The organism is Arachidicoccus terrestris (genome assembly GCF_020042345.1).
GTDB lineage: Bacteria > Bacteroidota > Bacteroidia > Chitinophagales > Chitinophagaceae > Arachidicoccus > Arachidicoccus terrestris.
Genome location: NZ_CP083387.1, coordinates 338,189 through 353,141 on the forward strand (window position 1 = coordinate 338,189; position 14,953 = coordinate 353,141).

A 14,953-nucleotide genomic window follows, 5' to 3' on the forward strand; every position below is an offset into this window, starting at 1 on the left:
GGCATTGGTATCAGGTATTATCCGAAGGAACAAACTTAACGGTATTGTCTGATGTCCTTGAAGAGTTGCGGAAGACCTTTTTAGAATACCTGCGAGGCGCCTTTCAGTATGCGAATCCTGGCATCCGGCAATGCCTTTTCATTGATCCGCATGTGATCCAAATCAACGACCCCGTCATTGCCAGAATGGTAAAGACCGATATCCATCGTTTTATTGCAATTTGGCAAGTTAAGCCAACCATAAATCAAGGGTGAAGAAATTACACGCTATTGCGGGTCTACTGGAATGTCCGGGGATAAAGACCCGATTATAGTAGTTCGAGGTTTTAAAATAGCCTTGCTTTCTCCTGTTCCAGTTTGGCATAGTCGTTTAAGGTATTCTTCTAATTTTTTCTTGAATAACACAATGACGAATTTGATCGATCAAATTCTTCGGCCAACTGATTGCTAACAAGTTGTAAAAATAGCCGGGCAAACTATTCCCATTTAAATTCGCATCCGGCATACCGATTTTGACATTCTGCTTGTGTGGATCAAAAATCTACCAGTATATTTGTGTCCATTGGCAATCGTATTTCTAACAGTGTCAGCAATCCATTGTTCTTTCCTGATGGGGCGTCTAGAGTCAAAAATCGACCACTAAAATGATTATTTAGAAGGATGACATTCAGGAAAAGACTGAGGTTATGAATCCGGGCTACTTGTCAAAGGGATTCTGATTTTTATGATTCAAACGGTTAATCATGGCAAATGAATTAGTGGCTCTTTTGAAAGCAGGTGATCAAGAGGCGTTCTCACAATTATACCATATTTATGCACCAGGCATTGCCGGCAAGATTCTGCGGCTCGTGAAAAGTAAAGCGATCGCGGAGGAATTGCTGCAGGATGTATTTTTAAAGGTCTGGGAAAATCGTCAGACGATAGATCTTGACAAGTCCTTTCGGTCTTATCTGTTTCGTATAGCGGAAAACCTGGTAGTAGATCTATTTCGACGGGCAGCCTATAATCAGAAGCTTCTTAACTATTTAGCGGTCAACACATCAGAATTATATGACCCGATTGCAGATCAGGAACTTAGTCAGGAGATTAAGACAAGGCTGTTGAAGGCCTTAGACACACTTCCTCCCCAACGTAAGAAAATATACGTCTTATGCAAACTGGAAGGAAAGAGTTACCAGGAAGTAAGTGAGCTACTTGGCATCTCCCTTTCAACGATCAACGATCACATTGTCAAGGCTACCAAGGCCTTAAAGTCCTACGCCAGCGGCCAGGAACTGACCGCTGTGTTACTGATCACCGCCTACCTAGTAAAATAAATTTAATAATTTTTTAAAATTATTTATACCAGAGCCGATGAAAAGGTTACCTCCATTCGTATTAGCATAAAAGAAAGTTAATGGCCGGTACAGAAAATATCAGAATACTCTTTGAACAATATTTGGATGGACAGTGCTCCCGGACGCAAGTCCAGGAGTTGATGTTGTATTTTCACACTGAGCATCAGGATGAATTGCGAAAGCTAATACGCAAAGAGATCGAGCGTCCCGAGCACGAAATAAAAAATCCTGAAAGCGAACTGATGGTGGCCCGTGTTTATAAACGGCTGGAAACCCAGATCTTAAAATCCCGGTCGTTGCGACTACGCCGTCTCGGGTTAAGAATAGCCGCCGCCGCATCTATCATTTTAGTCCTGTCGATTGGAGCCTATTTCCTCCTGCACACACCCGTTCCGTCACAACAGATCGTGCAAGCTGACAATATTTTGCCGGGAGGCAACAAGGCGATCCTGACACTGGCAGGCGGACAGCAAATCATCTTAAATGATCTGAAAGACGGCACCGTCGCCAAACAAGGCACAGTAAATATCATAAAATCGGCGGATGGCCAGGTTGTCTATGACGCGTCCGGAGTGAGTGTAGGGCAGCTTATTACTGATAATACAATAACGACACCTAAAGGCGGGCAATATGAAGTAACGCTGCCTGACCACTCTCATGTATGGTTAAACGCGGCTTCCGCCATCACCTTCCCTACAGCGTTTCAGGGGACGGAAAGGCGCGTGAAAATTACTGGTGAAGCTTACTTTGAAGTGGCGAAGGACAAACAACATCCTTTTATTGTGGAAACAGCAACACAGCAAGTTCAGGTACTAGGTACCCATTTTAACATTGCTGCCTACGATGATGCGCTATATACCACCACTACACTGCTTGAAGGGCGCGTCAAAGTCAGCACGAACAGCGGCCGGATGACAACTTTAAATCCCAATCAGCAGAGTGTGGTGAAAGGTGGGAATGTGGAGGTAAAGGAGGTAATTGGGGAAGATGCCATCGCCTGGAAAGAAGGCTATTTCAGGTTTAACAACGAACCTTTGGAAGAAGCTTTGAAAAAGATCAGTCGCTGGTATAATGTCGACATCAGCTACCGCGATGAAGAAATAAAACATAAGACTGTCTACGGCACCATCAGCCGGTTCAGTGATCTAAGAGGCGTTATACAACTGCTGGATCTTACAAAAGCTGCTAAATTCGAGTTACAGGGCAACAAAGTGATCGTCTTAAAATATTCATCCAACTAACGAAGATCTCTCATCGGTCCAACAATTTAAAAAAAACGTAAATACAGAACCACTGGCGGTAAATAAATAGAGATAAACACTCTCCCTATCTGCGGTTCGACCTAAGAATGGCAGAATCAGTTTAATTACTTCATTAAAAATTGAACAAATGTATAAAATTTTTAGTCAAATTTTGTGCAGGCAGTACTTTTATGCCTTAAAACCAAAGCAGTCATTTAGAATGACGATTGCCTTGCTGACGCTTATCTTCATCTGCTTACCTTCTGCTCAAGCCCAGACAGCCAAAATCAGTCTTAAAAAGAAGCATATTACCTATGATCAGGTATTCAGAGAGATAAAGCGGCAGGCCGGTTACGATGTCGTGCTAATCTCGTCACGGATACAGAGTACACAGAAAGTCGACGTCAATTTCTCCGGCACCCCCCTCAAAGATGTACTTGATACGCTTCTTACACCGCACCACCTCGGGTATGTTATACAGAATAAGACAATTGTGATCCGGGAAATCTCCCAAGGGAACTCCTCAGCCAAACAATCCGATGTGGCCCGAAGGCAACCTGAATTTCATGGACGCATATTGGACGAAAACAACAAGCCCCTCATAGGCGCCACTATTGCGGTAAAGGGAACGGACAGAAAAACGGTAACGGATAAGAATGGTGAATTTGTTTTCCCCAACGTCAATACGGGTGATATCGTAGAGGTCTCTTTCGTCGGGTATAATCCGGTAACCATAGTGATCCAGGCGAATAACATCAATAATTTTATGATACAAATGACCCCGGTCCACAATGAGCTAAAAAGTATTGTAATCACCGGTGGCGGGATCACCCGTAACCGCGAAAGCTTTACCGGCGCCGCAGCTGTATACAGTGGCAAAGATCTTAAGGCGATCGGCAATCAGAATATTATCAAAAGCCTTGCAACTTTAGATCCGACATTTGTCATTGTTCAGAATAATGCCCAGGGCTCTAACCCCAACACGGCTCCCAACATAGAAATCCGCGGTAAAACCACGTTCAGCAATGTCAATAACCTGAATGATCAATATAGCGCTAACCCCAATCAACCGCTTTTTATCTTAGATGGATTTGAAAGTGACCTCAGGACCATCTATGACCTTGATATGAACCGGGTCGCCTCGATCACCTTGCTGAAAGACGCCGCCTCTACCGCTTTATACGGATCAAAAGCTGCTAACGGCGTTGTCGTCGTTGAAACCAAAAAGCCCGTGCCAGGCAAACTGCAGGTATACTATACGGCCGATCTTTCCATGGATATTCCGGACCTGAGCAGCTATAACCTGATGAATGCCTCTGAAAAGCTGGAATTTGAGAAATTAGCCGGCCTCTATTATGCCCCTTTAGGAAATCAATTCGGAACGCAATGGCAAAATGACTCCATATACAACGCGAGGCTCGCGCAGGTTGCCCGAGGAGTGAATACGGACTGGCTGGTCGCTCCGGTTCGTTCCGGATTCACAGAAAGGCATGCCGTGCAGATCTCTGGCGGAAGCAAGGAATTAATGGTACAGGCCGGTGTCGATTTTCGGAATCAGAACGGCGTCATGAAGGGCTCCGATCGCAATACCTGGGCGGGAAATATAGATATCACTTACCGAAAAAACAAGGTGAATATCACTAACATACTTACGGTCAACAACCTCGTGACCAATAATTCTCCCTATGGTTCCTTCCAGGATTTTGCCAATGCGAATCCCTATTATCCTAAAAATACAAATTCCCCGTTTTTGGATCCCGGAATAAACCAGGCGCCCAACCCACTGTATAATGCCAGTTTGTATAGTATCAACCAAAGCAAGACCTTTGGCCTGAATGAAAAGATCCAGGGGATTTATAGTTTCACCCATCATTTCAGACTTGAAGGAGGCCTTCAATTCAGTAAGAGCAGTACCAACGGAGTGATTTTTATTCCGCCGGACAATACGGCATTTGCCGGTATGTCGCCCTACCAACAGGGCTCCTATACGGACAGTATAGCGGAAAACACTTCCTACAGCGCCTACCTTACGGCCAGTTATGCCCGTGTTTTCGGTAAACACCAGATTACGGCCAACATCCGGGGAGATATACAGTCGACCAATTTCAATTTTTCATCTTTCGCGGCCACTGGTTTTCCGTTTGGCACAAATGGCAATCCCGCCTTTGCTTATGGCTACCCCACAGGAGGCCGTCCCTTGTCCACTACCGCGACGCAACATACCACAGGGGGCCTTGGAAGTATAAATTACGCCTACGATGGCAGGTTCCTGCTGGACGCGACCTACCGGCTGGATGGAGCAAGCACATTTGGTGTCAATAATTTGTATCATCCTTATTATTCAGTCGGTATAGGCTGGAATTTACATAATGAACGATTTTTAAAACCCGTTACCTGGATCGACATGTTCAAGCTCCGTGCGAATGTCGGTTATACCGGTAACGAAAATATCGGCCAGTTCACGTCCACCTCGGTCTATACATTTTTGACCGGCGCGAACTTTTTCGGACAGGGGTTAACCCTGACTTCACTCGGGAATCCGGATCTTGACTGGCAGAATACCCGGCAGGCAAGCTTCGGTACGGACTTCTCATTTCTGAAGGGCAGGATCACCGGTTATGTCGAGTATTTCGATAAATTTACCAGCCCCTTAGCCATTGTTGCTGCGGGTGCCTTGCCGTCCTCTGCCGGCGCCAATTCCAATTACGTGATTAATGTAGGAAATCTGACCACTCGCGGGACAGATTTTAATGTGCGCGTATCGCCGATTTATGACCTGAACAACCGGATTGTCTGGACAATCGGCATTATGGGGCAGCGTCAATGGAGCAAATACGGCGGACTGGCGAATAAATTAAGTTCACTGAATGCGCTTGCCCAGAGCAGTGGCACCCTGCAAAGGTATCAGGATGGCTACAGCCCTGATGACATCTGGGCGGTAAAATCAGCCGGCATCGACCCTGCGACCGGCCAGGAGTTGTTCTTCAATAAGGACGGTACCATGACCTTTACCTACGATCCGACGCAACTTGTGATAGCAGGGAACGCGAATCCTACGATACAAGGGGTGATCAGCTCCAACGTGGCCTATAAAGGCTTTACGCTCGGATTGAATCTACGGTATGCCGTCGGCGGGGACATAATGAATTACGCGTTGTTTAACAAGGTCGAGAACTTGTCGGTGGGGCAAATGGTGTACAACCAGGACAGAAGGGCTCTATATGATCGCTGGAAAAGCCCCGGAGATGTCTCCAAGTTTAAAGCCATAACGCTTAGGGGTTCCAGCCCGATTTCATCGCGTTTTGTAGAACAGGACAGCTATCTCACCGCAGAGTCATTTAGTCTCGGCTATCGCATTGCCAATAAATGGCTGGAAAAAAAGTTCGGCATTCAGGCATTGAACATGACGGTTTATACCAATGAGATCTTTCGTGTCGAAAGTATCCTGAGTGAAAGAGGTACCGATTATCCTTACGCGCGTACCGTTTCATTCAGCCTAAACGCATCATTTTAAAATGAATAAATCATGAAAAATAAGTTCATTTACTTTACTGCCGCAGTTGTTTTACTTATCACTGGTAGCTGCAAAAAATTTCTCGAAGTGCAGCCCGAGGACAAATATCTTGAGTCGCAGGTATTCGGCAACGAAAACGCCATTCAGCAGGCTTTGAACGGAGTCTATCAAAACCTGGCGTCAAACGCGCTTTACGGAGAGGCGCTGACTAACACGGATATAGAAGTAATGGGCCAGCGATTCAATACGGCTTCCCAGCTATCGTTTCAGGATTATCAGACATATAACTATACCGATGTCGCTACCGAGTTTGAGCGCATCTGGACCGCCTTTTACAATAATATTCTGCAAGCTAATCAGTTTGTAGAGAAGATCGACGGTGCGGCGCAGAAAGGAATCATATCCCGACAGCATGCGGCGGAACTGAAGGGAGAAGCGATAGGTTTGAGAGCTTTTATGCATTTTGACCTGTTAAGGATATTCGGCCCGGTGATGAAAGTGGCGCCTACCGGCGAGGCAATTCCTTACTATACCAAGGCCGACGCAAAGGGGCAACCTATCCTTAACGCAACACAAGTGATTGATAGCGTATTAACGGATCTGAATAAGGCAAAAACGCTTTTATCAGCCGACCCGGTCATTACTGAGGGAGTCGACACAGCCAGCCATAATTATTACCGCGGCAATCGTGCTCAGCGTTTTAACTATTACGCCGTCATAGCCCTTGAGGCGCGCGTACAACTATATAAAGGAGACAACGGCGCGGCACATGCAGCTGCGAAAGAAGCATTAACGGCGATCGATAAATGGTTTCCCTGGATGCCCTATACCGATATTTTAAACAATGCGAATCCGAACCGAATATTTTCCCCCGAGGTACTCTTTGGTATATATAATCAGAATATGTATATCAATTACCAGACCTACTTCTCTCCTACATTGCAAAATTATACTGTACTGAACGCCTTGCCGGGAAGACTAAGTGCCGTGTTTGAGAACAACACAAATGATTACCGTTATACCACGACCTGGGTCGCAGGAGGGGCCGGACCGGAACTGTATTTTTACAAATTTGCCGACCTGACGGATCAGAGCAAGCCCTGGCGGTTCCTGCAGCCGCTTATCAGAAAGTCTGAACTGTATTATATATTGGCGGAGACCGATCCTGATCCGGACCATCAGCGATATTACCTGAATACCGTCCGCAACAACAGGGGCCTGACCAATCTGGTCGCAGGCGCCGATATGCCGGCAGAGATACAGAAAGCATATCAGAAGGAATTCTGGGGGGAAGGGCAGCTCTTTTTTTACTACAAGAGAAAGGCACTGACCACCGTGCCAAGTGGCAATAGCCTGGGCACGATCGCCCCCGCCTATGTCGTACCGCTTCCCGTATCTGAAACCAGTCCACGTTAACGCCCAAAAGCATACATATTATGAAACAAATATTCACCGTAGTGCTGGCATTTGGCATAATCGCAGTTGCCTGTAAGAAGGAAGAGATCATGACCTACGATGCACCTGATAATATCTATTTTAATTACGTACCAGCAAACGCGCCGCTGGACACAGTAGGTATCGCTTTCGGTTTTTCACCTGCATCGGTAAAGGACACAGTTTACAAGGTGCCGCTGAAGTGTACCGGGCCGGTGTCCACCCATGACCGGACGTTCAGCGTTGCCGTCGACACAGGCACAACGGCTGTTGAAGGCACTCATTATATCCTTCCCTCATCTTTTGTCTTTCATGCAAATCAGCTAACGGACAGTTTACCGGTAACCATCTACCGGACAGCCGATATGCAATCTGAGCCGATCATTCTGAGATTGAAACTTGTACCCTCAGCCGATTTTCAGGTGAAGGTCGAAACCACCGTCGATAATTTTGGGGATACGATCAACCTGACAGGTTTCGGCATACATATTACAGATATGGTGGTCCCGGGCCCTTACTGGACCAATGTGTTCCAGCAATATTTCGGCGCTTTCAGCACCAAAAAAGTAGCCCTAATCAATCAGGTCACCGGCATGCCGCTGGACTACTACATCACAGGATGGCTGACTGACTTTTATTTAAGTTCGCGCTGTTCTTATTGGGCCATTAAAATGGCCAATTACCTGAACCAGCAGAAGGCCGCCGGCAATGCCGTATATGAGGCCGATGGCGCGACGCCAATGACCATGGGCACTTCCTATCAATAATCCATTTAATTAAACTTATCAGAGGATGAAAAAATATTTATTTTATGGTGTTTTGTCGATCATTTTGATACTGACAATCGCTTCCTGTGCCAAGGATAGGGGAAACTATTTATATCACCCGATCAATGAAATCTCATTTAGTAATTTCGATACGGCTAAAGGATATCAGGTGCTTTTTGGTGACAGCCTAAAGATTCATCCGACCCTCAGCGGAACGTTGGATAAAAACGCGACGGGTGATTACAGCTATGCCTGGTCCTGGGTCACCTATAACCAATTCCAGAATGAAATTGATTCAGTCTTTTCGACTACCAAAGACCTGAACGCGCCGGTCGAACTCTTTCCAGGTACCTACACCCTTCAATACCGGGTTACGGATAATGGAACCGGTGTAACCTTTCAGGCACGAACAAAGGTCAATGTCACCACAGCGGTGTATGAAGGCTACCTCCTGCTGAATAAAATCGGCGGCCAGTCAAGACTGGATATGTTATCATACGACGCCGCCAAGGGCTCATTTGCCAAATATATCGACGTGCTGAAAATGCAGGGGTCTACCGTTCCAATGAACGGGATACCTTATCAGGTATACTGCGCGACCTATGTCTCTTCAAATATCGCGACAAGGAACTACGGGATTTTCATACTGAACAGTAGCGGCTGTAATCGTATCGATCAGGAAACCTTCGGGTACGACCCGGAGATGAATATCCGTAGTCTATTTATCGGCGATGTACCGGAGGATTTCGCACCCACGCATATGATGGCCGAATGGATCCGCGGTATAGTCGGCTACCCGCAGCTGTATCTGTTCGACGGTAATGGAAATGTGTATAGCGCCTCCTCGTTTAGCGGTTATGCCTTTCATTATACACCCTTGAATGTCTACAGTGCCGGCGCGGCCCCATTTCCTGTAGCGTCATACGGTGTTACCAACGGTGCTGCCGGTTCGTTCTATGACGTCGACAAAAAAGCCTTCGCCCAGAATGCTTCCTATAACAGCGTGGTTTTGAATGCACCTGCCTCAAGCCTCAACTACCCCTCAGGTTATAATCTGATTTATATGGACAAGGATTATAACAATAACGCGTTCGCCATATTAGAAGACCCTGCTACCTCCGACCGGTATCTGATGCGCTTCCCGATCGGCGGGGCCCAGACTTATTTCCAGAAGATCACGGGCACGGATATCGCGCAGGCGACACATTTCGCTAGCAGTCCGGCATTCGGCTATTTGTTTTACAGCGTAGGCGGCAAGGTTTATGAGTATGACCCTTCTCTTAGAACCAGTATCCTTATGATTGATAAGGGCGCCAGCAACATAACTTATTTGAATTTCCAGCACTTTTTCAACAGAGGGATCTCCACGGTAAACCCAAAGTATTCCACCTGGGCAGATTATCTGAACGTGGCCTCCTACGGATCGTCTGAGACCAGCGGTACATTCGAGTTATACAATATTCCTCCGATTAACGGACAACTGACTCTGGTTCCCGGTTGCAGCTGGACAGGCTTCGGTGAAATCGTAAGTGTGAGTTACCGGGAGCGATAACCATATATAAACAAAGACCGAAGGTCATGACCTCGGTTCAGACTTTAATTATAACCTAATGAACATTTTAAAAATGAAAAAAATAAGTTTACTATTAATGGCTGCCTGCTCGGTGGGCATTATTAAGGCACAGGATCAGCAATATACTGTGCAGGGCCGGGCGGAAGGTTTCCCGGCGGGCCAAAAGGTGGTTCTTGTCCGTTACGATCTGGCAAACGGCAGAAGGGATGATTCGGCGACCCTTAATGCCCAGGGTAGATTTTCTTTTAAAGGCAGTGTGCCGACCCCACAGATCGGACAGCTCTTATTCGGAAATATGGAGAGCGCCATCTGTTATCTTGAAAAGGGAATAATTAAGGTTGATTACAAAAAAGGAAAAAGATTTCCTGCCCTGTCGGGCACCCCTTTAAATAAGGACTTTAACGATTATTACCTGATGATGGATCAGCTACTGGATAGCGCGAACGAAGCCGATCATCCAGACAGGCCATATACACGATTCAGTAAAGAATTGCAAAAGCCGAGACTTCGACTCATGCAGCAATTCGTGCCCAAGCATCGAAATTCCCTTTTAACCCTTTATCAGTTGAATGCCAACGTTGCCCGTTTTCCAGACGAGGCCTCCGAACTGGCCGCTTTATATAATCAGCTGACACCTGAGGTGCAAAAGACGACAGAAGGAAAAGACATGGCAACCCTGATCCGGGGTTTAAGCTCCAACAAAATCGGTGATATGGCCTTAGATTTTTCTTTGCCGGATACCACGGGTAAGTTGATCAGCCTGTCTGATTTTCGCGGAAAATATGTGCTGCTCGATTTCTGGGCCACCTGGTGCGGGCCTTGTCTTGAGGAGATGCCCAATGTCGTGAACGCCTACAGGAAATATCATGACAAGAATTTTGAGATCGTAGGGGTCTCACTCGACCGGCCGGATACGAAAGAGCTTTGGAAGAAGGTAATCAGAGAAAGACAGATGGACTGGGTACAGGTAAGCGATCTGAAATGGTGGAACAGCAAGGCCGCATTACTCTATAATATACAAGGCGTGCCGGCCAATTTTCTGATAGATCCTAAGGGGAAAGTCATCGCGACCAACCTTCGTGGCCCCGCGCTGCAGCAGAAGCTGGCTGAAATCTTCAGAAAATAGGCTGCTACAGATTTCGGCCCCCTGCTCCGCCTCCCATTACACCACCTATAATAATTTACAAAAGATAAAAATGAAAAAGATAAGTTTGATGTTATTATGTACCTGCGCTTTACTGGTCACCCATGCACAGGGCCTGAAATATACGATAACCGGGACCATGGACAGTCTTCCTTCAGAAGGCAAGATCTGGCTCAACTGGTATGATATTGATTACGGACACCATATAGATACCGTAAAAATGAATGCGAAGGGTGAATTTATGTTTACGGGAACCGTGCCGCGTCCCGAATTGGGACAATTACTTTATAGGAACGGCAGATCCTATGGCGGAGTGGTTTTCTATCTGGAAGACGGCCATATTCATGTAACAATCAAAAAGGAAAAACGGTTCGCGGTGGTGTCCGGCACCCCGTTAAACAAAGACTTCAATGACTATTATATAATGATGGACCGGCTGCTGGACAGCGCGGATGCTGCGGACCATCCGGCTCAGCCCTATACCCAATTCAGTAAGGAGCTGAAGGTGCCAAAGTTACGGCTTATGCAGCAGTTTATCCCCACACATCCGAATTCTCTTTTAGCGCTCTATCAATTATATGTCAATGTAGCCCGCTATCCGGATGAGGTGTCCGAACTTGTCCGTCTATTTAATCAGCTGACACCCGAGGTTCAAGAGACGAAAGAGGGGAAGCAAATGGCCACTTTGATCAGAGGCTTGAGCGCCAATAAGGTCGGCGATGTGGCCTTAAACTTCACTTTGCCGGATCCCACAGGTAAGATGGTCAGCCTTTCTGATTTTAGAGGAAAATATGTGCTGCTCGATTTCTGGGCCACCTGGTGTGGGCCCTGTCTTGAGGAGATGCCCAATGTCGCGAACGCCTACAGGAAATATCATGACAAGAATTTTGAGATCATTGGGGTGTCGCTTGACCGTCCGGACACAAAAGCGCTTTGGAAAAAAATGATCAAGGACAAGCATATGGATTGGGTACAGGTGAGTGATCTGAAGTGGTGGAACAGTGAGGCTGCGTTACTCTATAATATACAGGGCGTACCGGCCAATTTTCTGATAGATCCTGAAGGAAAGGTCATAGCCGTCAATCTTCGTGGTCCCGCGCTACAGACCAAGCTTGCTGAAATATTTAAATAAGATTCAGATATTCAATTGATTTCAATTATAAGGGTGACATAACCCTATCTTTTATCCACTACAATGAAAAAACAAATATTACTTGCCCTGCTCATTATGGCAGGGTCCTGTCGGATCTTTGCCCAGCACAGGAACAATCATAACAGAGCCGCTACGGTCGTATCCAGAAGTGATACCACGAAAAAACCCACTCCAGCGTCCAAAACAACGATAAAGCCTTTCGATAAAGTAATTACATCCGAAGCGGTTAGCAAGAAGGGTTTATTTACGGTACATGAAGTAGACGACCATTATTATTTTGAAATTCCCGACAGCCTGCTTGGCAGGAAGTTTCTCGCTGTCACCCGGTATACAAAAACCCCGGGCAACGCGCCTAAATATGGAGGAGAGCTGGCCAACGAACAGACGCTCTACTGGGAAAAAGGGGCGGATAAAAACCTCTTGCTGCGTGTATCTTTACTCTTGAATGCGAGTAAGGATACAACAGAGGCCATTTATAAAGCGGTAGAAACTTCCAATGTTTCCCCCATTGTGGCCAGCTTTGATATCAAAGCTTATAGCAAAGACAAGAAGGGCTGTGTCATAGATGTTACCAATTTCTTTAAGACAGACAACGAAGTGGTATCAATCCCCTCCATGGAAAAAAGAAACATGAAATTAGGCGCTCTGGCAGCCGACCGTTCCTTTATTCAGCGGATAAAAACGTTTCCCATCAATACGGAAATAACAACGGTTAAAACCTATAATTTTCAGGGCGGTACCCCAACCGCAGGCTCGGGGCCCGGCAGACAGCCAATACCCGCAGGGCTATTAACAGGTGCGGTAACCTTTGAAATGAACACCTCCTTTTTGCTGTTACCAAAAGTGCCGATGCAAAAACGCTATTATGATAAACGAGTCGGCTATTTTTACGACAGCTATACCGCTTATAATGACAACTCGGAAGGCGTCAAAACGCGTGACTACATTGTCCGGTGGCGATTGCAGCCCAAACCGGAAGACATGGAAAAATATAAGCGCGGTGAACTGGTGGAACCCGAAAAGCCAATCGTGTATTATATTGATCCGGCCACGCCTAAAAAGTGGGTACCCTATCTAATCGCCGGTATCACTGACTGGCAAAAAGCTTTCGAGCAAGCCGGCTTTAAAAACGCCATCCTGGCTAAACCCTGGCCGGTTGGTGACACGAACATGAGTATGGAAGACGCCCGTTATTCCGTATTACGCTATTTTGCCTCACCCGTTTCCAATGCCTACGGTCCAAACGTCCACGATCCACGCACGGGTGAAATACTCGAAAGCCATATCGGCTGGTATCATAACGTCATGAAACTGGTGCATGACTGGTATATGGTACAAGCCGGAGCCATTGATCCAAGAGCGCGCAAAATGGAGTTTGATGACTCTCTAATGGGGCAGCTGATCCGCTTCGTCTCATCACACGAAATCGGTCACACCCTCGGGCTGCGCCATAACTTTGGTTCGAGTTCTACCGTCCCTGTTGAGAAGCTACGCGACAAAAAGTGGTTAGACGCCCACGGTCATACGCCTTCGATCATGGACTACGCGCGTTTCAATTATGTAGCACAGCCCGAAGATCATATTGACGAGAAGGGGATATTTCCACGTATCGGCGACTATGATAAATGGGCTATCGAGTGGGGATACAAACTTTATCCGGATATCGCCAATGCCGAAGCGGAACAGAAAATGTTACTCAAATCCACAACAGCCCGACTAAAAGGAAACCCCCGATTGTGGTTCGGTCACGAGCCCAGCTTTTTCAGCACAGAGCCCGTTGATCCGAGAAGCCAGAGTGAGGACTTAGGGGATGATCCGGTCAAGGCGAGCAACTACGGCATTATGAACCTGCAACGCGTGATGAGGAGCCTACCCGAATGGACAAAAGAAGATGATGATTTTCAGGATAACTTAAAAAGAATGTGGAATGCGGTTTTGACTGAATACAGAATGTTTATGGGACATGTGGCCAATTATATCGGAAGCCGCTACATTAATAATAAGACAGATATGGAGGCTGGTCCTGTATTTGTTCCCGTATCCCGGGAACGGCAAAAAGAGGCGGTTGCCTATTACACCAAGCAGGTATTTCAGACGCCGAAATGGCTTGTCCCTCCCGTAATGGTTAGCCGGATTGGGATAGAGCCGATCGACGAAATCAAGAAGATCGACGAGACCGCCATACTGAACTGCACCAATAGTAGGGTTCTTTATAATATTGTTTCTATTTCGCAATTCTCTTCAGACCCATACACCCTGCCCGAATATATGAAAGACCTGGAAGAAGGCATATGGGGGGAGCTTGATACACACAGGACCATAGATATTTACCGACGGAATTTGCAGAAGATCTATATTGATAACCTGAGCGCTATCGTTAAACCACCTGCCACGGGGGCGGGATCCCGGCCAGTGGCTTCCCGAAAATCTCCTGCCGAGCAGAGTGATGTGGTTTCCTATATACGGATGGATCTGATCCACCTGAAAGAGCGCATTCAGAAGGCCTTGCCGCTCATGCGAGACCAGATGACGCGCTATCATTTAATGGACATTCTTTCCCGAATAGACAAAGCGACCAAAGATAAGGAAGGCGATTAATGAATGCTCAATAGATCCTGTCCCTCACCGATTTCTCATGTACTTATACAAAAGTATAACGGGGTTTCTATTCCTGGATGACCCCTTTTTTTTAAAGCTCTATTTTTTTTAGTTATAATAACAACGCGTCAGCGGTGTGGCTTGAAAGTGAACATTGTACGGAACTACTCCATATTCATGTAAGCCACATGTT

Annotated in this window: 10 protein-coding genes; 9 read left to right on the forward strand and 1 reads right to left on the reverse strand. The window is 46.5% G+C overall.

What is annotated here, in order from left to right:
* Positions 1-80 precede the first annotated feature (80 nt).
* Positions 81-206, reverse strand: a complete 126-nt coding sequence (locus K9M52_RS19000) for a hypothetical protein (protein WP_262902419.1) — start codon at positions 204-206, stop codon at positions 81-83.
* 536 nt (positions 207-742) lie between these two features.
* On the opposite strand from K9M52_RS19000, the gene K9M52_RS01305 reads away from it, so the two are divergent.
* The 9 genes from K9M52_RS01305 (at position 743) to K9M52_RS01345 (ending at position 14,760) form a co-directional block, all read left to right on the forward strand.
* Positions 743-1,315: an RNA polymerase sigma factor gene (locus K9M52_RS01305; RefSeq protein WP_224070266.1), complete on the forward strand. Its 573-nt coding sequence runs from the start codon at positions 743-745 to the stop codon at positions 1,313-1,315.
* An 80-nt stretch (positions 1,316-1,395) separates the two neighbouring features.
* Entirely contained in the window at positions 1,396-2,577 is a 1,182-nt protein-coding gene (locus K9M52_RS01310) for a FecR family protein (RefSeq protein ID WP_224070267.1), read from the forward strand.
* Between the two features lie 148 nt (positions 2,578-2,725).
* Positions 2,726-6,091, forward strand: a complete 3,366-nt coding sequence (locus K9M52_RS01315; RefSeq protein ID WP_224070268.1) for a SusC/RagA family TonB-linked outer membrane protein — start codon at positions 2,726-2,728, stop codon at positions 6,089-6,091.
* Between the two features lie 12 nt (positions 6,092-6,103).
* The gene (locus K9M52_RS01320) at positions 6,104-7,507 is read left to right on the forward strand and encodes a RagB/SusD family nutrient uptake outer membrane protein (protein ID WP_224070269.1); all 1,404 of its coding nucleotides are present in this window, start codon (positions 6,104-6,106) and stop codon (positions 7,505-7,507) included.
* A 20-nt stretch (positions 7,508-7,527) separates the two neighbouring features.
* Positions 7,528-8,292: a DUF4843 domain-containing protein gene (locus K9M52_RS01325; RefSeq protein WP_224070270.1), complete on the forward strand. Its 765-nt coding sequence runs from the start codon at positions 7,528-7,530 to the stop codon at positions 8,290-8,292.
* Positions 8,293-8,317: 25 nt separating this feature from the next.
* The gene (locus K9M52_RS01330; protein ID WP_224070271.1) at positions 8,318-9,844 is read left to right on the forward strand and encodes a PKD-like family lipoprotein; all 1,527 of its coding nucleotides are present in this window, start codon (positions 8,318-8,320) and stop codon (positions 9,842-9,844) included.
* A 73-nt stretch (positions 9,845-9,917) separates the two neighbouring features.
* Complete coding sequence (locus tag K9M52_RS01335) at positions 9,918-10,991, forward strand: TlpA disulfide reductase family protein (RefSeq protein ID WP_224070272.1); 1,074 nt, start codon at positions 9,918-9,920, stop codon at positions 10,989-10,991.
* A gap of 70 nt (positions 10,992-11,061) precedes the next feature.
* On the forward strand, positions 11,062-12,141 hold the full coding sequence (locus K9M52_RS01340; protein WP_224070273.1) for a TlpA disulfide reductase family protein: 1,080 nt from the start codon (positions 11,062-11,064) through the stop codon (positions 12,139-12,141).
* A 63-nt stretch (positions 12,142-12,204) separates the two neighbouring features.
* Entirely contained in the window at positions 12,205-14,760 is a 2,556-nt protein-coding gene (locus tag K9M52_RS01345) for a zinc-dependent metalloprotease (RefSeq protein WP_224070274.1), read from the forward strand.
* Positions 14,761-14,953 lie beyond the last annotated feature (193 nt).